Annotated in this window: 13 protein-coding genes; 7 read left to right on the forward strand and 6 right to left on the reverse strand. The window is 64.8% G+C overall.

Annotation, left to right across the window (positions count from 1 at the left end; genetic code table 11):
* Nucleotides 1-245: 245 nt before the first annotated feature.
* Nucleotides 246-1,409: a hypothetical protein gene (locus AAHG09_RS06550; RefSeq protein WP_342106112.1), complete on the reverse strand. Its 1,164-nt coding sequence runs from the start codon at nucleotides 1,407-1,409 to the stop codon at nucleotides 246-248.
* A gap of 819 nt (nucleotides 1,410-2,228) precedes the next feature.
* Between AAHG09_RS06550 and AAHG09_RS06555 the strand changes: the two genes are divergently transcribed.
* From AAHG09_RS06555 to AAHG09_RS06565, 3 genes are all read left to right on the forward strand, one after another.
* The gene (locus AAHG09_RS06555; RefSeq protein WP_342106113.1) at nucleotides 2,229-4,016 is read left to right on the forward strand and encodes a hypothetical protein; all 1,788 of its coding nucleotides are present in this window, start codon (nucleotides 2,229-2,231) and stop codon (nucleotides 4,014-4,016) included.
* 66 nt (nucleotides 4,017-4,082) lie between these two features.
* Entirely contained in the window at nucleotides 4,083-5,354 is a 1,272-nt protein-coding gene (locus AAHG09_RS06560; protein ID WP_342106114.1) for a hypothetical protein, read from the forward strand.
* Between the two features lie 98 nt (nucleotides 5,355-5,452).
* Nucleotides 5,453-5,752: a hypothetical protein gene (locus tag AAHG09_RS06565; RefSeq protein WP_342106115.1), complete on the forward strand. Its 300-nt coding sequence runs from the start codon at nucleotides 5,453-5,455 to the stop codon at nucleotides 5,750-5,752.
* A 193-nt stretch (nucleotides 5,753-5,945) separates the two neighbouring features.
* Here the strand turns inward: AAHG09_RS06565 and AAHG09_RS06570 are convergent, their stop codons facing one another.
* Nucleotides 5,946-7,277: an MFS transporter gene (locus AAHG09_RS06570; protein ID WP_342106116.1), complete on the reverse strand. Its 1,332-nt coding sequence runs from the start codon at nucleotides 7,275-7,277 to the stop codon at nucleotides 5,946-5,948.
* Between the two features lie 10 nt (nucleotides 7,278-7,287).
* Nucleotides 7,288-7,560, reverse strand: coding sequence for a metal-sensing transcriptional repressor (locus AAHG09_RS06575; RefSeq protein ID WP_342106117.1), 273 nt, complete (start codon nucleotides 7,558-7,560; stop codon nucleotides 7,288-7,290).
* 135 nt (nucleotides 7,561-7,695) lie between these two features.
* On the opposite strand from AAHG09_RS06575, the gene AAHG09_RS06580 reads away from it, so the two are divergent.
* From AAHG09_RS06580 to AAHG09_RS06590, 3 genes are all read left to right on the forward strand, one after another.
* Nucleotides 7,696-7,977 (forward strand): hypothetical protein, encoded by a 282-nt coding sequence (locus tag AAHG09_RS06580; protein ID WP_342106118.1) that lies wholly within the window; start codon nucleotides 7,696-7,698, stop codon nucleotides 7,975-7,977.
* Between the two features lie 77 nt (nucleotides 7,978-8,054).
* A complete protein-coding gene (locus tag AAHG09_RS06585; protein WP_342106119.1) occupies nucleotides 8,055-9,284 on the forward strand; it encodes an efflux RND transporter periplasmic adaptor subunit in 1,230 nt (409 codons plus the stop codon).
* A gap of 3 nt (nucleotides 9,285-9,287) precedes the next feature.
* On the forward strand, nucleotides 9,288-12,572 hold the full coding sequence (locus AAHG09_RS06590) for an efflux RND transporter permease subunit (RefSeq protein ID WP_342106120.1): 3,285 nt from the start codon (nucleotides 9,288-9,290) through the stop codon (nucleotides 12,570-12,572).
* Nucleotides 12,573-13,419: 847 nt separating this feature from the next.
* On the opposite strand, the gene AAHG09_RS06595 is transcribed toward AAHG09_RS06590, so the two are convergent.
* Genes AAHG09_RS06595 through AAHG09_RS06605 form a run of 3 tightly spaced genes read right to left on the reverse strand, consistent with a single transcriptional unit; the run spans nucleotide 13,420 to nucleotide 17,409 of the window.
* A complete protein-coding gene (locus AAHG09_RS06595; protein WP_342106121.1) occupies nucleotides 13,420-15,126 on the reverse strand; it encodes a sensor histidine kinase in 1,707 nt (568 codons plus the stop codon).
* On the reverse strand, nucleotides 15,126-17,201 hold the full coding sequence (locus tag AAHG09_RS06600; protein ID WP_412759994.1) for a PAS domain-containing protein: 2,076 nt from the start codon (nucleotides 17,199-17,201) through the stop codon (nucleotides 15,126-15,128). The genes AAHG09_RS06595 and AAHG09_RS06600 overlap by 1 nt, the downstream gene beginning before the upstream one ends.
* Nucleotides 17,202-17,205: 4 nt before the next feature.
* A complete protein-coding gene (locus AAHG09_RS06605; RefSeq protein WP_342106123.1) occupies nucleotides 17,206-17,409 on the reverse strand; it encodes a ribbon-helix-helix domain-containing protein in 204 nt (67 codons plus the stop codon).
* Nucleotides 17,410-17,614: 205 nt separating this feature from the next.
* Between AAHG09_RS06605 and AAHG09_RS06610 the strand changes: the two genes are divergently transcribed.
* Nucleotides 17,615-19,429: a PAS domain S-box protein gene (locus AAHG09_RS06610; protein WP_342106124.1), complete on the forward strand. Its 1,815-nt coding sequence runs from the start codon at nucleotides 17,615-17,617 to the stop codon at nucleotides 19,427-19,429.
* Nucleotides 19,430-19,465: the final 36 nt, after the last annotated feature.

The raw sequence follows: 19,465 nt of genomic DNA on the forward strand, positions 1-19,465 counted from the left end.
CAGCTCTGACCCGCAAGAAATGGCACGGCCGACGTCGACATCGCGAAGCCCAGCCAGACGCAGCAATCGTGCCTGATGAAACGCTTGTCGAGTTACCCCCGCGGGCCATATGCAGTGGCCGCGCCGAGGGCCAGCAGGGTAGCGAAAATGATCGCCGCCGCCTGCGAGCGTACCGGGGCCAGCAGTATTCCGCCACGGATCGCTCGGCATAGGATCGAACGTTCAGCCCGGCCATAGCGCCGCCGTCAGCCGGTAGAGCACGCGCAGGATTGGCTCCCGCACCTCCGACATCCGTCGTCCGCTAAGAGCATCACATTAATCTCCGCTTCGGCAGCGCCAGGCTCACCCACGTCCAGATCCGCAAAGGCTGGCTGAGGCGGTCTCTGCTCCGGCTCCTCGATAGCCTTTGCCGTCGACCGCGCGGCAGCCACGCTATGCGCGAGAACCGAACTCTCAAGCTGGGCAAGCCGCTCCTCAAACGGTTCTCCCTCGTACTTCTCAGCCTTGAGACTTGTAGTATCTGGACGCGATCGGTTCGATGGAATCGAAGTTTGGCCGCTCTCGCGGCTCGGTCTCGGGCGACGCGCAAGCACCGCCGGACTATGCGGCGCGCATTCGCTACTATCGTATGGTAGGGTGCAAATTTCTGCACCTTTAGAAGAAACACCATAGTTATCTATACGTTCGGAGTCCCTGTTGATCGAATTCGCGATCCACGTGAGCCACTTCTGGCTGACGATCGTGATACGATTCGGCTTCCGGGGACGAGCTTGAATCGCGATCAAACCGTCCGCTTCTGCGCGCCTCAGCGCCATCTGCACGGTGCGCCGGCTTGCTCCGCTCTCTTGGGCCAGCGTACCGACCGCCTGCTCGCACGTGCCGGTATTTCGGACTTCCCTAACGACACGGGCAAGAACGGCCTGAATGCCGATCGCATAGCGAGTTTCCTGAAGGATCTCCGCGGCGATGATGCTCACCTTTGCAAGGTAGATCCGCTTGCCCTGCTTCTCGCGCCGTTCACGAAGTTCGGCCGCGGTTAGCATCTTCCGCGGGGTCGTGCCCCGAGGCAGGCTGCCCTTCACCCTTGCCGCAGCGCGGTATAATCGAACAGCCGCATTTACGCTCTGACCGACTGATTTGCTCGAGGTCCGACCTGAGTGGACGACATTCTGGTCCCGGTTCTGGACGAGGATGGTCAGCTGTTCGAACTCAGCCGCAGTGATCTTGCCATCCGCAAAATGCCTGTAGGTTTCCTTCTGAATGTCGTCCCTTCGGGCGCGCCAGTCTGAGAAAGAAGTTGTCGACACCCGCTCGAGGAGAGCCTCGACCCCTGCTGAGGGCGGCGGGAATTCATCGTTTACAGTAGGGTTGCGGCCAGACACGCAGTCGGCATCGGTCTTGGGCCACATCGCTCTGCTCCAGCCACAATCGAGCACCGGCCCGCCAAATGGCAGGTCGACAAAGCATCTGCGGCCACGAAGGCTCGCAGTATGGTTTGGTGATCGTCGTGACTTCGCAGTCAGGAGCGGCTGAAGTGCCCTCCAGACGACCAGTGCCGATCGCGCTGAGCAAGTAAACGGCTCTGCGCACTCGTCTGATCCAGCAAAGACCAAGAGCGAGTGCCGTGTCAAGCGAGAAACTCATTGCGGTAAATTGCGGAGGTACCAGTCGCAACCCACCCAATCGACCAACTTTACGGTGCTATTTCTCTTCAAGAGAAATTCCTACTTGAAAGGCGCGATAGGCTTGCGTATATTTGATCGTGAGAATCTGCCCTTCCAATGGCCCTAGCGGTACGGGAGCGTCGGCCAGTAATGGCAACGTATACGGGTGGAGGAATGAGGATTTGCTAGCGATCCAAGTTCCTGCGATGTGCTTGGCCTTTCCGGACATAGCTGTCCGAGCCGCCTGCGAGAGCGTAGATGCCCGCTCTCTAACCTCCGGGGTGGGCTGAAGGGTTCACAGTAGAGCAACTCCGCTCATCGGAGTGGCTACGTAAGCTTCGAGATCGTCGATCATCGGAGCGTAGGCCAGAGGCTCCTGGCATGGAAGGGCGTGAGCACTTCCAGCGGGCTCGGGACAGTGCCGGCTCACGTGCCAGCATCCATACGGTGGATGTCTGCCACGGCCGCCTCTCAGCGGCTCACCCACCCCGGTAACGCGCGGGCGGTGAGCCGGCGTGCGCTTTACGAAGCCCGGCCATCGTCCGCATCCAAGGATGCGCAGTCATGGCAGCTAAAACCCAGAACTCACGTTCCACTCTCATCAACGATGAGGTCGCCGCTCAGCTCGTCGCTGAGGCCATTCAGGTGTCCTCTCCAGACGCTTGGCCCAGCCTGGAAGCTCCCGCAACGGAAGCCGAGAATGCGTTGGCAGCAAACAAGGTTCTTGAGCTCATCCCTGACGTTGGAAGTGGAACGGGCGAAGGCGAGCACGAGAGATGGCGAAAGGGAACCGCAGCAGTGATCCATGCTGCTCGATTTAGCAAAAGCGAGTATGATTTAGCCTGTCTTGTTTGCTTGCTCATGGCCGTTCTCGATCACGTGCACACGCCGGATAAAACTTACAAGAAGGAGCTTGATGAGCAAGGCATCACACCGCCTAACAGCAACCATCCATTTGCTCCCGCTTCGGCGGCGATTTTTGGTCGGAACATCAAGGATAGTCGGCAAGCTAGCAAAGACATTCACAAGGACTGTAGGGCATTTGACGGCTTACAGATCCTAGTGAACGATCGTCCCGATGGCCTTCGCTCGTTTTCGCGCTCACGCGAAGGTGTTCGGGCTCTATTAGCCATCGCGATGGCTAAGGGCGGAATTTCTGGCCTGGGCGCGATCGAAGCTAGTCCTAAGGGTGGTGAGGCTCCAAGGCCATTGCACCTCAATCGCGAGCGCGTTCGGGAGATCGTGGCTGAGCGCGCGCGCGCGAGGCTTTCTGCAAAAGGTGTGTCGCTGGCTGTCGTGGCCAGACATGTCGCGGCCGACGGAGCCATCAATTACGAGGAGCTTAAAGAAGAGGATCGCCTACCCTTCGAGCCCGAAGAACTCGTACTCTCCCACATGCCGGCAGCCGACGATCGCGTCCAACTCCTTGCCGAGCTGTTCCACCTTTCTCACTCCATTCGCGAGCGGAAGACTGATCGCCCAATCGATGCAAACCACGATCCGAAAGATCCGAGCACGCCGATGCGGGTTACGAGCCGCCAGTTCGTTATCCGTCGAGATGGCACGATCACCGTCTCTCCTATCCTGACGCCAAGTGCGCCTGTAATCTATGCGCATCCTTTCGCCGAAGGCGGCCTTCTGCGACAACCGATGCACGGCGACGTGGTCTTGCAGACCTACGGGCGCCGCAGGGCCGAGATCAATATCCTACCTACTGCAACCCGCGGAGTATGGGATTTCAAGGTTGTTGATCCAGGACGCGCGGAAGCTGGGGTTGGTCGGATCCAAATCACAACGGAAGCTCAACCACTCCAGGCTGATGGTGGAGTTGCGACGGACGTTGGCTCAGTCCTTCAGCAGGTTACATCCAGCACCAGCGAATACCCGCTAGTTGCTACAGACAATCAAATACAGTGGCAGGCGCAATGCGAGATTAATCAACTGGCATTTGCTGCGCACGCCACGGTAGCAAATGAACTTGCCCGTGTTCTGGGACGGCGAGATCAACCGCTCACTTTGGGGATCCGTGACCAAGTTCTATCTGTTCTGGTAGCTCGGACTGAGCACAAGTTATCGATAAATAACTGTAACGGCGAGGATAAAATTGTAATTTCTGCACAAGATTATGCTGATTTTCTATCGGCAATGGCAGAGCTTCGAAACGATATTGTCTCGCCTATCGCCTGCACAATCGGCCGCGAAGACGTGATCAGATGGAAATTTCGTACTCGGCTTGCGTCTTACGAGGTCTTTATTCCGGCTTTTCGCGAGGGCCGTAGGTCTAATCGGTCTATTGGGGTACTTCAGCCGCAAGCGTGGCCCGCTGATGTGCCAATGAAATTCGATATCTGAACCTAAGCTCGGACCGTTGCAGCCGGAGCTACAGCGCTTCCGGCTGCGAATTCCATGAGGTTTTGCATGATCGCGCTTCACCAGCAGCGCCATGACTATGCGCGCTTTTTACCCGCTGTGAACAATACCTATGCCCGCTGGGCAGCACGGAGCGGTATCAGCTCCAATACTCGCAGACCGGTAGAAGGGGTCAGTCTAAGGGATCTGAATTTCCTGGGCCCGAAAAGTCCTTTGTTCCATTATGACGGTGCTCTATACACCGCTGCGTTCGGCGTATTTGACCGCGGGCCCACCATCATCTCACAGAGATTACGCTCGCGAACGTTCCTCCTTGGAGATAGCGGTGGGTTCTCTCTTATCAGCGGCGCCGTCCGTGTTCCTATGCATCAGTTCAGGCGGCTCGTGCTCGACTGGCAGGAGGCGAACTGCGACGTCGGAGTTGCTCTTGATGTACCTACCCGCAGTCTCAATGATCCGCGCAGTGGGTATACAAAATTCGAAGCCTGCCTCAATGATAGCGAGAACAACCTTAAGTTCCTAATTTCCTCGAGAGCACGAAGCGACTTGCTCTTGCTCAACGTTTTGCAGGGGCGCAACCACACGGAGGCGAGAGCCTGGTTGAAGCGTGTCGTACCCTACAAATTAGATGGCTACGCCATAGCCGGACACACTCGACTGGACCTTCATTTCTGGTGCAAGCAGTTCCGCAATATGATTGAGCAAAACGCGTTTGATCACGTGCGGCACATCCACTTCCTGGGCACTGGAGAGCCTGGTTTCGGAGTTCTTTTAACTGCTCTTAAGCGCGCGCTTAGTTCCCTCGTGGGGCGGCCGATCGAGATCACCTTCGATAGCTCCCGGGCATTCAGGGTTGCACAAGCAAATAAAATAATTAGTCTTGGACTTAAGCTATCGAGCTTCCGTGGAACCGGGGCCTCTGATGCATTCGCATTCAGGAGCTGGCAACTGCCCAGGGATGGAGGGCACGTTGGCCGGGCAGTACCATTCCCCTTTAACAGTCCTCTCGGCAATAGATGCACCGTTGGCGATTTTATGCCTGGGGTTGATCCGCTCAAGCCCGCCTTTGACACCACCGGTCTCAATATGCTCTCGAACCATGAAGTTTATGTAGAAATCGCGTCTATCATTCAGGCCAATCGTCTTGCTGACCTCGCTCAGGCTGATCAAAGTTTGGTGCCTTGGCACATTCAAAAGGGAGTCGAGGCAATCACGGGCTTCTTCGCGAGATCGATCTCGGATGCGTGGTTCGACAAATTCAAGCTCAGTCTGAGGTACTATGCAGTCGACGTGACCGATATGGAGGGTAATCGGGACTGACGCCTTATGGCTCGGGAGCGAACAGACCTGCGGGCAAAAGCCTATGCTTCCAGTCACCTGGCCCCGCTTTAAAAGTGTAAGCGTCGGAGGATGTAAGAGTGTCCTACGACGCCTACATCTACGAATGCACCACTTATACAGATACCCTTGCTCGGCTTGATCGTTTGCTTGTCTGCCCTTTGTCAGAACAGCAACCCTTCAGCAATCAAGAGGGCGAGGTATCCGGCATATGGCCGCTCACTTGGTATTTCTCTATCGCTGCCGTTTCGGTCGAGCGGGTGCGCGCGACAGCAACGGTTCACGTACGGTGGAGGATGCCGTGGGGTCGCAGCCTGAAAGCCGCCATTCGGCTTTGCGCCCATCTCAGTCATACAAATGGCTATGCCGACATCCCGTAAGCGGACATATCCGGCTTCGACCGCCCATTCGCATAGGGGCTGGTTACGGAACTAGGCGCTGGCTGGGAACGCCCGCTTACAGGCTGCAGACGGGGTAGAGGGCTACGACCGGAGTGGGTGGATTTCCACCCTTCTGCTTTCGAGCAGAAAAACTTGTAAGGCGACATTTGGCTGAACGGGAAGCTGATAGGTGTCATCCCGGCTTAGCCGCGGGCCACCGATGGTGAAGGTCGTCGATGACGAAGGTGTGGGCATGCCGATTTGCCCCGATGCCTTCGAGGTGTGGGTGGTCTGATGCGAGGTCGGCATGCTCATGCTCGACCACGCCCGGATCAGAGGTGGGCCACAGCATGGCCGCCGCCGCGATAGCCCCCAGGGTGAGCATGCCGAGGACCGCGAGCGTGACTGGCATGCCGGCCTCCGCGCCGAGCCAACCCGCCAGCGGGTAGGTCACAAGCCAGGCGACGTGCGACAGGGCGAACTGCGCCGCGAACACCGCAGGCCGGTCCTCGGGTGTTGCCGAGCGCCGGAGCAGCCGCCCGGTTGGGGTCTGGGCGGCCGAGTAGCCGACCCCGAGCACCAGCCAGGCGGCGAGCAGCATCGGCCAGCCGATTACGCCGCCCCAGGTCGTCGCGGCGAAGGCGAGCAGCACGACACCGAGGAGACCCGCCGCCGGCAGCATCACGGTCCGGTCCGGCAGCCGGTCGAGCACCCGCGGCAGGAGCAGGGCCGCGACCATCGAGCCGCCGCCGAACAACCCGAGTGCCACCGCGACGTCGTTCTGGGGCCGGTGCAGGATGGCTCGCACGATCACGACGGTGTTGACGATGACCATCGAGCCGGCCGCTGACACCGCGAGGTTCAGGGCGAGCAACCCGCGCAGGCGGGGTGTGGCTAGGTAGACGCGCAGACCCCTCGTGGTCCGGTCATAGATCCCGCGGCGCTCGGACGGCTTCGGGTTCGGCAGGCTGACAGAGACGACGAGCGCCGCCGAGCACAGGAAGCCCACCATGGTACCGCCGAACAGCCAGTGGAAGTCGATGACGGTCAGCAGGACCGCCGCGAGCGCTGGGCTGAGCAGGTTCTCCAGGTCGTAGGCCAGCCGCGAGAGAGAGAGCGCCCGGGTATAGTCGCGCTCTTCCGGCAGAATGTCGGGGGTGGTCGCCTGGAAGGTCGGGGTGAAGGCGGCCGAGCAGGACTGGAGCACGAAGACAAGGACGTAGACCTGCCAGATCTGGTCAACGAAAGGCAGGAGCAGGGCGACGGCAGCGCGGACGAGGTCGGTCGCCACTAGGAAAGCGCGGCGCGGCAACTGCCCGGTGAAGGCGTTCGCCACCGGCGCCACCAGCACGTAGGCAATCATCTTGATGGCCAGCGCCGTGCCTAGCACCGCGCCGGCCTCGGGGCCGGCGAGGCGATAGGCCAGCAGCCCGAGTGCGACCATCAGCAGGCCGGTGCCGATCAGGGCGATGACCTGCGCGGCGAACAGGTGCCGGTAGCTCCGGTCGGCGAGGACGCTCAGCATCGAGCGCCCCTCAGAGGTACTTCGCCAGCGCCTTGAACTCGGCGAGCGCGGCGTTGGCGGTCTTGCCGCCTTCCCCGACCCCGTCGCCGATGCAGTGCTCCATGTGGTCCTCGATCAGCACCCGCTTGGCGTTGGCGATGGCGCTCTCCACCGCATGGAGCTGCTGCGCGAGGTCCACGCAGGCGCGGCCCTCCTCGATCATGGCGATGACGCCGGCGAGGTGGCCGTGCGCGCGCTTCAGGCGCTTGACGATTTCCGGGTGGGAGGCGTGCGCGTGTTCCATGTTGACATGCTATCCCCCCGGATAGGATACGGGAAGGGAAATCGGCGTTCTGGCGTCGGCTGGCGTGGATCGGGAAGTGGTTGTCGGGTGTCCTTGGGACGGCGTCTCATAGCGGCGGCCGTCGCGTTCGTGCTGATGGCCGTCATGGTCATGCCGGCGATGGCCGATGCCTGCCAGGCGGCGGCGCCGGCGGTCGCGCACGCCGTGCCGTCATTCGCCGACCATGACCATGCTGCGGACCGGCATGCCGAGGACGACTTGGCCCATCACGCCCAATCCCACGCGCAGGGCGTGATGCCCGCCTTCGCGACGGCCACCATGGCCGCCGTCTGGATAGTCATGGCGTTTGCGGCTGTCGACGAGTCCCTCACAGCCGATGGCGGGGACGGGGAGATGTTCGAGCCTCCGAGGGCCTGAGAAAGCCACCTCGCTCCCTCGCCTCGAACTTCGGCACAGTGCCTCTGCGCTCGCGGCGGCCAGCCCATGGCATCGACATGTTCAGACGTCTTATCCCCGTGCTGCTGGCTGTCGCCGGCGGCTTCCTGATCGCGACGTGGTGGCCCGGTGCGCCGGACGCCGTCCGCTCCATGCTTTCGGATGCCTGGCCCAACGCCACGGCGGCGCGACCCGCACCTCAATCGGCAGCCGCCCCGGAACCGGAAAAGCCCGGGCTCGTGCGGCTGACGGATGCCCAGGTCGCCAAGGCCGGTATCCGAACCGAGGCCGCCGCCGGGGGCCGGCTGTCGCGACACCTGCACGTCCCGGGCACCATCGTGCCGAGCGCCAACCTGACCGCTCGCATCGCGGTGAAAACCACCGGCACGGTGGTCGAGCTGCGCAAGGGCCTCGGCGACCGGGTGGCCAAGGGTGAGGTCGTGGCCCTGCTCGACAGCCGCGAGATCGCCGAGACCAAGGGCGAGTACCTCGCCGCCCGGGTCTCTACCGATCTGCAGAGGTCGCTGTTCGAGCGCGACAAGGCTCTCTGGGACAAGCGCATCTCGTCCGAGCAGCAATACCTGCGCTCGCAAGCGAGCTACCAGGACCTCAAGGTCAAGGAGGACGCCGCCCGGCGCAAGCTCACCTTCCTGGGTCTGAGCCCGGCCGAGATCGACGCCTTGCCAAACCAGCCAGAGGCGCAGTTCGAGCGTCAGGAAATCCGCTCACCCATCGCGGGCAAGATCGTCGAGCGCCGCGTCGACCCTGGGGCCGCGGTCGGGCGGGACAACCTGGAGACCGAACTCTACTCGGTCGTCGACCTTTCGAAAGTCTGGGTCGACCTCGCGGTGAGCCCAGGCGACATGCCGCTGGTCCGCGAGGGCCAGGCGGTGGCGGTCCGTGCCGAGGCTACCGGCGAGGCGGCGAGCGGGCGCATCGTCTTCATCGTGCCCGTCCTTGACCAGAACACCCGGGCCGCCCGGGTCGTGGCCGAGTTGACCAACCCGAACGAGACGTGGCGTCCCGGCTCGTTCGTGGCCGCCGAGATCCTGGTGTCCGACAAGCCGGTTCGGGTGATGGTGCCCGCCGGCGCGATCCAGACGCTGGAGGGCAAGCCGAACGTATTCGTGCGGGTGGCCGACGGTTTTGAGGCGCGGCCGGTGACGCTCGGGCGATCTGACGACGACAGCGCGGAGGTGACAGCCGGGCTCGAACCCGGGGAGGCGGTCGCGGTGATCAACAGCTTCACGCTGAAGGCTGAACTCGGCAAGGCCGCGGCGGAGGACTGAACCGTGATCCGCTCCATCCTCGGCTTCTCCGTCGCCAACCGCTACGCCGTCATCCTCGTGACCCTCATCGCCACCGCTTTCGGTGCATGGTCGCTCGCGCGCCTGCCCATCGACGCCGTCCCCGACGTCACCAACAACCAGGTGCAGATCAACGCCGTCGCCCCGGCGCTGACGCCGGTCGAGATCGAGAAGCAGGTCACGGTGCTGCTGGAGCGCGCGCTCGCTGGCACGCCCGGCCTGGAGAGCATCCGCTCGTTCTCGCGCAACGGCTTCGCGCAGCTCACCGCTGTGTTCAGCGACAAGGTCGACGTCTACTTCGCGAGAGCGCAGGTCAACGAGCGCTTGGTCGAGGTGCGGGACACCCTACCGCCTGGGGTGGAGGTGAAGCTTGGGCCGATCTCGACGGGCCTCGGCGAGATCTACTGGTGGGCCGTCGAGTACCAGGCTCCCGGCGAGGGAGCACTGGTCAGGGACGGCCAAGCCGGCTGGCAGTCGGACGGCAGCTACCTCACGCCCGAGGGTGAGCGACTGAAGTCCAACTTCGAGCGCACCGTCTACCTGCGCACGGTACAGGACTGGATCATCCGGCCGCAGATGAAGAGCGTGCCGGGCGTGGCCGGGGCTGACGCCATCGGCGGCTTCGTAAAGGAGTACCAGATCCGGCCGAACCCGATGAAGCTCGTCGGCTACGGCCTGTCCTTCACCGACCTCACCCGGGCCGTCGAGGCCAACAACGCGACACGCGGGGCCAACTACGTCGAGCGCAACGGCGAGGGCTACGTCGTTCGGGCCGGTGGCCTGATCGAGAACATGGATCAGATCCGGGACATCGTGGTGGCGACCCGGGCTGGTGTCCCGATCCAGGTCTCGGACGTCGCCGAGGTCGGCATCGGGCGGGAGCTGCGTACCGGCTCGGCCAGCGAGAACGGGCACGAGGTGGTGCTGGGCACCGCCTTGATGCTGATCGGCGAGAACAGCCGCACCGTCTCGGCCGCCGCAGACGCCAAGATCCGGGAGATCAACAAGCTCCTGCCGCCCGGTATCCAGGCCCGGACGCTGCTCAGCCGCACCGACCTCGTGGACGCCACCGTGAGGACGGTGGCCCGGAACCTCGCCGAGGGTGCGTTGCTCGTCGTCGCGGTGCTGTTCCTGGCGCTGGGCAACATCCGGGCGGCGTTGATCACGGCGCTGGTCATCCCGGTGACCATGGCGATGACCGCGACCGGCATGCTGGTGGGGAGGATCAGCGCCAACCTGATGAGCTTGGGCGCTCTCGACTTCGGCCTCATCGTCGACGGTGCGGTCATCATCGCCGAGAATAGCCTGCGCCACCTCGCCGAGCGCCAGCACGCCCACGGGCGCACGCTGAACCTCGACGAGCAGTTGGAGACGGTGCGGGTCTCGGCCGAGGAGATGATCAAGCCAAGCGTTTACGGGCAGGCCATCATCATCCTCGTCTACGTGCCGCTGCTGACCTTCACGGGCGTCGAGGGCAAGACCTTCGTGCCGATGGCCCTGACTGTGCTGATCGCCCTGGCGTCGGCCTTCGTGCTGTCGCTCACCTTCGTCCCGGCGATGGTCGCGACCTTCATCAGCGGCCGGGTCAGCGAGGGCGACAACGCGCTCATCCGGGCGCTGAAGGCGATTTACCGGCCAGTGCTCGGCGGAGCGATCCTTGCGCCGCTGGTCTTCATCGCCGGCGCGGTCGCCATCCTCGGGCTTGCCGGCGTCCTGGCGACGCGGCTGGGGCAGGAGTTCACGCCGACGCTCGACGAGAAGAACATCGTCATGGAGGCGCGCCGCATCCCATCGACGTCGATCACGCAGTCGCAGGCGATGCAACTCGGCGTCGAGGAGACGATGAGCAAATTCCCGGAGGTGGCCTTCGTCTACTCGCGCTGCGGCACGCCCGACATCGCCGCCGACCCCATGCCGCCGAACGCCTGCGACGCCTACCTCATTCTCAAGCCGCAGAGCGCTTGGCCCGACCCGCACGAGAGCAAGGAGGCTCTCATCGGGCGAATGGAGGCGGAGGCAAAGCTGATCCCGGGCACGCTGCTCGGTTTCTCCCAGCCCATCCAGATGCGCTTCAACGAGCTCATCGCAGGCGTGCGCGACGACCTCGCCGTGAAAGTATTCGGCGAGGAGTTCGGTCCGATGGTCGAGGGGGCTCGCAAGATCGCCAGCATCCTGCGCGGCCTGGAGGGTGCCGCCGACGTGAAGGTCGAGGAGGCGGTCGGCCTGCCGTTCCTGGAGATCAAGATCGACCGGCGCGAGATCGCTCGTCGCGGCCTGAGCATGGCCGACGTGCAGGACGTCATCGGCACGGCCATCGGCGGCAAGGACGCCGGGCTGGTGTTCGAGGGCGACCGGCGCTTCGCCATCGTAGTCCGCCTCGCCGACGACGTCCGGGGCGACGTCGAAGCTCTGAAGAACCTCCCCGTCCCGCTACCGCCCGCGCAGGCGGCTTCGGCGCGGACGAGCACCGGCGTGCCGGCGGCGCAGGGAGCGACGGGCATGAGCGTGCCGCTCCGCCAACTGGCGAGCTTCACCTTCACGGAGGGACCGAACCAGGTCAGCCGCGAGAACGGACGGCGACGCGTGGTGGTGACCGCGAATGTGCGCGGTCGAGACATCGGCTCGCTGGTGGCCGAGGCACAGGAGCGCATCGCCGCCGAGGTTCGGCTGCCGCCGGGCTACGAGGTGCGCTGGGGTGGCCAGTTCGAGAACCTGACAGCGGCCCGCCAACGCCTGATGGTGGTGGTGCCGGCCTGCTTCGCGCTGATCTTCATCTTGCTGCTCGGGGCGCTCGGCTCGCCGCGGGACGCGCTCATCGTGTTCAGCGCAGTGCCGATGGCCCTGACCGGGGGCGTGGCGGCGCTATGGCTGCGAAACATGCCGTTCTCGGTCTCGGCGGCGGTCGGGTTCATTGCGCTGTCGGGCGTAGCGGTCCTGAACGGACTGGTCCTGCTCAACCACATCCGGGCGTTGGTGGCGCAGGGGTTGTCAGTTCCCCAGGCGGTGCGGGAGGGGGCTCTAACGCGCCTGCGGCCGGTCGTGATGACGGCGCTCGTGGCGGCTCTTGGCTTCGTGCCGATGGCGTTGGCGACAGGAACCGGTGCGGAGATGCAGCGACCCTTGGCCACGGTGGTTATCGGCGGCCTGATGAGCGCGACCCTGCTCACCCTGCTGGTGCTACCTGCCCTGTACGCGCGGTTCGGGAGGGCGAAGGTGTTGGCGCGGCACGCGTCGGGTGAGGAGCACACACGATTGCAACCAGCTGAGTAGCAGGCGTCGCCTATCGGTGGCTTGTTTGTCACGTCCGCTTTCGGGTGTTCGTCCGGTCTTCGTGAACGATTTGGTTGGGTCGCAAGCCGCAGGACCGCTCAGGGTGGAGGCTGTGTGAAAACGTAGGCCCTGTAGAAGGATCTTCCCTCGCGCCGGGAGGACAGTGCTATCAAGGGCATCCTTGGGGCATCTCACCTGTCGCCCAAGATGCCTGAAGGATAGCTGCGTAAAATATTCTTCCACGATTTTGAAGTGCGCCCGAGTTTTCACACAGGCTCGGTGGTTTCCTGCCTGTCCGCTTCTGGACAGCGGTCGCATCAAGCGGACCTAGCCTTGGGGACCGCTCACGACCCCGAGCCGAACTTGCGGAGCGGCCGACGAACGACCGCTTTGGAGAAACGCAAATGGCGTTCCCGGCGGCTGAGTTGGGTCGCATGCGGGAGTTCCGCTCCCGGATGAAGAGCTGAGGTCCGATAGGCATTCCGACCGGCAATTGGCGTAACGTGCGCCTACGGAACGGCTCAATAGCACGGCAAGCTATGCCTTCCGAACCCGGCAGAGGCCTTCTCGTTATCCGCTACGCGGCTGTCCTACCGAGTTCCAAACAGGTCTTAGACGTTCGCCTTTTCGCGTCCCAAAAGCCGATTACAACCTGACGGAACGGCTGCGCTTCGCGCTTTCGGTCATTCCGCTAGAGCACGCTTCAATGGAACGGACCGATTGGCGCTATGTGTGTTGCGTGGTCTAGGTCCGTCCGCTGGCACCGCCGGATCAACCCGTAGCAGACGCGGAACATATCTTCTGGTGTCACCCGCCCGAGCGTACCCAAGTAGGTCGGCGGTCGACGCTAATGCGTCGGCGATAGGATCGCGCTGACAGCGGGGTCCAGTGGCACGTCGAGGTAGCAGCGCAGGCCTTCTGCTTCGAACGCCAAGTCGATCTCCCCCGCCAACTCTCGCCGGACGCCGCCGGCAATCAGCCGGGTGCCGAAGCCCACGCGTGTCGGCGTGGCGACAGGCGGCCCACCGCTCTCCCGCCACGCCAATCGCAGACGAGCCGCACCGGACTCACCCCGGGCGACCGACCACTCGACCTGCACCCGCCCCCCGGGCGCCGATAGCGCGCCGTACTTGGCCGCGTTGGTAGCCAACTCGTGCACCGTCATACCCAGCGCCAGCACGTGCCGTGGCGGCAGCGCCACTGCGGGGCCATCCAGGGTGATGTGGTCCGGCCCCATACGGTAGGGCGACAGCTCGTTCTCCAGCAGCTCATCCAAGGATGCACCGCTCCATTCGTCCCGGGTCAGGAGGTCGTGGGTCTTGGACAGGGACAGGATGCGCGCTTGCAGCCGCTCCCCCGGGGCCTCGCCATCTCGGGTCGACTGCCGCGCCAAGGCCTGTACCGTGGCCAGCGTGTTTTTCACCCGGTGGTTCAGCTCGTGCAGCAGCGTCACCTGCCTATCCTGCATCTCCAGTCCGCGGGCGACCTCGCCCTTCAGCTCGGTCTCGTTGCGTTGAAGCGCCCCTGCCATGGCGTCGAGCTGCACCCCGAGACGCCCGAACTCGTCCGGCCCGGACAGCCCGGTGCGAGCGGCGAGGTCGCCCTCCCGCCACGCGGAGGCGGTACGCAGCAGGCGGCCGAATGGGCGGCGGATAAAAAATCGCCCCGCCAGCAGCGCCGCCGCGATAGCCGACGCCGCGCCCACAGCGATCAGGATCAAGCCGCGGCGGGTGGCGGCATCGACGTCCGCGAAGGCCACACTTCGATCGCGCCCTACCGTGATCCAGGCCGCTGAAGCCGGGCCGGACGGATGGGCGTTTGCGAGGATCCGGACGCGGCCATCGAGACCCTCGTCGACCCGGACCCCCTCACCGCGCCCTGGCAGGGCCCGCAGACGCTCCTCCGGGATAGGCTTGCCGACCCAACCCTCGCCTCCGGGATAGCGAAGCATGATGACGTTGTCCCCGTCCGCCACGGTCAGGGATGTGCTGGGCAGCCGTAGGTCGCCTTGCAGGCGGCGGCTGAGCCAGTTGAGGTCGACGGCCGCGGCCAATTCACCGATCGTCCGACCCTCCGCGTCGCGCAGTGGTTGCGCGAAATGCAGCGAGTCCCGCCCCGAGGCGGTACCCTTGGCGTAAGTGCCCATGACGAACATGCCGTCCGCGATGGCGTGGCGGTGATAGGCGCGCCCAGCGTTCGTATAGGCCCCGGGCGGGGAGCCGACGCTGTTGCACACGATGGCTCCATCCGGGCGAGACAGCGCGAGGATCGCGAGGTGCGGGTTCCTCTCGACCGCGCCGCGCAGGTACGCCGTGCAACCGGCGGGATCCAGGGCGCGGACGGAAGGGTCCTGCGCCACGAAATCGAGGGCCTGTCGCACGTTCTCGGCGACCTGGGCGAGATCCTCGGCGACGGTACGGGCTGTGGCCATCGTATCGGCCCGTACCGCCTCGTCGCGTGCGGTACGCAGGGCCAACTCGTTGTAGCCCTGGATCGCCAACGCCGGGGCGAGGGCGAGCAAGACCAGTAGCAGGATGCGAGTCGTCAGCGACATCAGGCGGCCCGAGCGATCGCCCGGCGCAGCACGTGCGAGAGCTGGTCGGCGGAGTAGGGCTTGTGCAGCAGCTCGAAGCCGTGCGCGCCCTCCTCGGCCAGGACGTGACTGTAGCCCGACGCCAGGACGACCGGCAGGTCGGGTAGGCGGCGGCGCAGCGCCTCGGCCAGGGCGATTCCGCCCATGCCTGGCATCACCACGTCCGAGAACACCACGTCGAAGCCCGCCCCGTCACCGTCCAGCCGCTCCAGCGCCGCCTCAGCGTTGGCAGCCCACTCCGTCATGTAGCCGAGGTCCTGCAGGATCTGCGTGGCGAACCGTCCGACCTCGACGTTGTCTTCCACGACCAACACCCTGCGCCCCGCGCCGTCGACCACGCCGGCCTCGGGTGTACCGTCGCTCGGCCGCTCATCCGGCGCTTCGACCTCGGGCAGGTACAGCGTGAACGTGGTGCCGGTGCCGAGCGCGCTGACCACGTCCAGGTCGCCGCCGGACTGCTTGGCGAAACCGAACACCTGGGACAGGCCGAGCCCGGTTCCCTTGCCGACCTCCTTGGTGGTGAAGAACGGCTCGAAGATCCGGGCGAGGTCGGCTGGCGCGATGCCGGTGCCGGTATCAATAAGCGACACCGCGGCGAAGGCCGAGCGCGAGCCGGCGTGGCCGCGGATCTCAGGCATGGGTCGCCCGCAGGCCAGCCGCAGGGTCAGCGCGCCCTCACCGTCCATCGCGTCGCGGGCGTTGACCGCCATGTTGATCAACGCCGTCTCGAACTGACTGCGGTCGCAGCGGACGTGGCAAGGGGCCTCGGGCAGCTCCAGTCCGACCCGGATACGTGACCCGGTAACCGTATCGAGCATGTCGGCGACACCGCGTAGGCAAGCACCGACCTCGAACGTCTCAGGCTTGAGCGCCTGACGCCGCGCGAACGCGAGGAGCTGCCCCGTGAGCTTGGCGGCGCGTTCGACCGTGTCCGACACGGCGTCCATGTACCGGCGACGGCGCTCGTCGGGCAGGTCCGGTTTGCGCAGGAGGTCGACCGACGAGCGGATGATGGTCAGCAGATTGTTGAAGTCGTGCGCCACGCCCCCGGTGAGCTGGCCCACCGCCTCCATCTTCTGAGACTGGCGCAGCGCCTCCTGCGTGGCGACCAGCTCAGCCTCCGCCCGCACACGCTCCGAGATGTTCCGCGCATGGTGGAAGGCCCCGGCCACCCGCCCGTCCCCGCCGTAGATCGGGGTGTAGGTGATCTCCCATGTCGGCACCTCCCGTCCGGGGTCTCCGAATTCCTGGATGATGACGAACCGCTCGCCCGCGAGCGCCCGATCCATCAGACCCCTGAGTGCCGCCGCCTGTTCCGCGGGGAACAGGTCCGGCAGCACGTCACCAAGTTGCTGGCGGCGGCCCATGACGCGTTGGAAGTCGTCGTCGTGCGCCTGGTTGAAGGCCAGCACGCGGTAGCCGTGGTCGAACGCGAGGATCGGGGCCTCGTCCGATTGCACGATGCTCTCGAATAGCTGGAGCGAGACCGTATTCGTCGCCGCGGCATTTTCGAGGTCCTCGTTGCGCAGGTTCAATCGCCGATGGGCCTCGTCGCGCTGCCGCCCGGCGAGCACGCCCGCCGTCGTCTCGATCGCGATGTCGAGGAAGCCGACCACGCCGCTGCCGTCCCGCAGGGGGCTGTAAGCGAAGGTCCAGTAGGTGTCCTCGGGATGCCCCTTGCGGGTCATGACGAGATGCATGTCGGTGTGATGGACTTGTCCACCCGCCATCGCCCGCTCGATCAACGGGGAGATATCGGGCCATACGTCGTGCCAGACCCGGGCGATCGGCTGGCCCAGGGCGGCGGGGTGCCGGGCCGCGAGGAAGTCAGCGTAGGCCCCATTGTAGATCAGCGTCAGTTCCGACCCCCAGCCCGCGCACATGGCGAGCGGGGACGCCATCATCATCTCGTAGACGGCCGTAAGGGCTGCCGACCACACGCTGCGTGGGCCGAGCGGCGTGTCGGTCCAGTCGTAGGCGTGTATCGCTTCCGCCTGAACGCGGCTGTCGTCCAAGCGATGTTCCAGCGACCCCATCGTATCAGGCTCGGTCGGTCGACGGCTCACGCCGGGCGCGCCGTCCAACCGGCTCAACCGCTGTGCCACCGTCCCGCTCCCGCATCTGCCGAAGCGCAGTGCGCACGAGGTCGCTGGCGGAGGTGTACTCCCCGCGCGCGACGAGCTCATCGATCCAAGCGGCAAGCGGTGCGCTGAGGGCGATGTGGCGGGCGTGCTTGACGGGCATGCCAACCCATAGCACATCCAGCGTCGAGGGTGTCTCTCGATCGACACCCTCGATCAGCGCATGCGGCCCAACCCCTGAAGGGAATTAGGCGACGCACTTGACTAAATTCCCTGCACGGTCGCGGTGAGACGCCATCGCGGTCGTTCAGCACACCACGCGGTGTACCAGCAGACCGATGGATCGGACGAACCGAGCCCCGCCGACCGTGACCGGCCAGAACCTGCCCGACGTCCCAGCGCTCGAATTCTTCGAGGCGACGCCCAACCCCTATCTGCTGCTTGCGCCGGACGGCCCGATCTATACGATCGTCGGGGTCAATGACGCCTACCTGCACGCCACCATGACCGAGCGTGGCGCGATCGTGGGACGCTCGATCTTTGCGGTTTTCCCCGACGATCCTGCCGCACCCGAGGCCTACAGCACCCGGGAGCTGAGGGCGTCCTTTGATCGGGCGGTACAGACCAGGCAGCCCGACCGCATGCCGGTGCTGCACTACAACATTCGCCGCCCGGACGGCGTGTTCGAGGAGCGGCACTGGCGCCCCCTCCAAGTGCCGGTGCTCGGTCCAGGCGGCGAGGTCGTCGGCCTGATCCACTACGCTGAGGATGTAACCCAGAGCGTCCTCGACGCCCGGACCGCACAGACGGCGCTCACCGCCAGCGAGGCCCGCTACCGGGCGATCGTCGAAAGCTCGATCGACTACGCGATGATCGCTACGGACCTCGCGGGCCTCGTCACGACCTGGAACACGGGGGCGGAACACATCCTCGGCTGGTCGACCGAGGAGATGATCGGCCACACCGTCGACCGGTTCTTCACCCCGGAAGACCGTGAGGGCGGCGTCGCGGCGCTGGAGATGCACAGCGCGCTGACCGAGGGGCGGGGCACGGACGAGCGCTGGCATCTCAAAAAAGATGGCACCCGGTTCTGGGCGAGCGGCGAGATGATGCCGCTAAAGGACGAAGCCGGCCTCGTGATCGGGTTCCTGAAGATCCTGCGCGACCGCACCTCACAGCGGGAGACCGAACTGGCATTGGAGCGACAAAGCGCCCTCCTGCGGACCGTCACGGACTTTGTGAGCGAGGCGGTGTTCCGGCTCGACCCGGATGGCACGATCCTGCTCGCCAACCCGGCGGCCGAGCGGTTGTTCGGTTGGGAGGCCGACGAACTGCGGGGTCGGAACTTCCACGACACGCTGCATCACCACCGCGAGGATGGCAGCCCCTTCCCGGCGGAGGCGTGCGCGTTCGTCCACGCCCTACGCGAGGGCACGCCGCTGATGGCTGAAGCGGCGGTGTTTTTCCGCAAGGACGGACTGCCAGTCCCGGTGGAATGCACCAACGTGCCCTTCGGCATCGGTGGTGAGGTGTCCGGTGCGGTGATCACCGTCACCGACGTGACCGAGCGCAGGCGGGCGCAGGAGCAGCAGCAGACCGTCAACCGCGAGCTGAGCCACCGCATGAAAAACGTGTTGGCGATCGTGCAGGCTATCGCCACGCAGACGATGCGCACGGCCCCTGATCTGATCACGGCGAACGAGACCCTTGGGGCGCGGTTGATCGCGTTGGGCAGGGCGCACGACATCCTGCTCGACACCGAGACCGGGGGCGCCGAGATGCACGCGTTGGCGACCGCCGCGCTCGGTCTGCACGACGACCGACAGCCGGGGCGGTTCTGCCTCGAAGGCCCAGCAGTCGCGGTCGGCGAGGCGGCCATGGTGTCGCTCACGCTGATGCTGCACGAGCTGGCCACCAACGCGGCCAAGTACGGGGCGCTGTCGGATCCGGCGGGGTCCGTGCACTTGGCCTGGCGGGTCGCACACGAGGATGGGCCGCCGACCTTTCATCTTCGCTGGGAAGAGCGGGGCGGCCCGCTAGTCGCGCCGCCGAGCCGCAAAGGGTTCGGGTCGCGGCTGATCCAGCGCGGACTGTCGGGGGGCAGTGGTGGCCGCGTTGAACTGAGCTACCGGCCAAGCGGCGTTGTCTGCGCCCTGGTCGCTCCGCTGGCGGAGATCGAGTGAAGAGCTGCTTCTAATACCGCTTGGAACCCGCGAGTG

Source organism: Methylobacterium guangdongense (assembly GCF_038442355.1).
Classification (GTDB): Bacteria; Pseudomonadota; Alphaproteobacteria; order Rhizobiales; family Beijerinckiaceae; genus Methylobacterium; species Methylobacterium guangdongense.

Coding starts and splice junctions, on each gene's coding strand:
- AAHG09_RS06575 (WP_342106117.1), bottom strand. CDS start 7,560: ATGGAACACGCGCACGCCTCCCACCCGGAAATCGTCAAGCGCCTGAAG.
- AAHG09_RS06580 (WP_342106118.1), top strand. CDS start 7,696: ATGGCCGTCATGGTCATGCCGGCGATGGCCGATGCCTGCCAGGCGGCG.
- AAHG09_RS06570 (WP_342106116.1), bottom strand. CDS start 7,277: ATGCTGAGCGTCCTCGCCGACCGGAGCTACCGGCACCTGTTCGCCGCG.
- AAHG09_RS06595 (WP_342106121.1), bottom strand. CDS start 15,126: ATGTCGCTGACGACTCGCATCCTGCTACTGGTCTTGCTCGCCCTCGCC.
- AAHG09_RS06550 (WP_342106112.1), bottom strand. CDS start 1,409: ATGTGGCCCAAGACCGATGCCGACTGCGTGTCTGGCCGCAACCCTACT.
- AAHG09_RS06600 (WP_412759994.1), bottom strand. CDS start 17,201: ATGGGGTCGCTGGAACATCGCTTGGACGACAGCCGCGTTCAGGCGGAA.
- AAHG09_RS06555 (WP_342106113.1), top strand. CDS start 2,229: ATGGCAGCTAAAACCCAGAACTCACGTTCCACTCTCATCAACGATGAG.
- AAHG09_RS06605 (WP_342106123.1), bottom strand. CDS start 17,409: ATGCCCGTCAAGCACGCCCGCCACATCGCCCTCAGCGCACCGCTTGCC.
- AAHG09_RS06585 (WP_342106119.1), top strand. CDS start 8,055: ATGTTCAGACGTCTTATCCCCGTGCTGCTGGCTGTCGCCGGCGGCTTC.
- AAHG09_RS06560 (WP_342106114.1), top strand. CDS start 4,083: ATGATCGCGCTTCACCAGCAGCGCCATGACTATGCGCGCTTTTTACCC.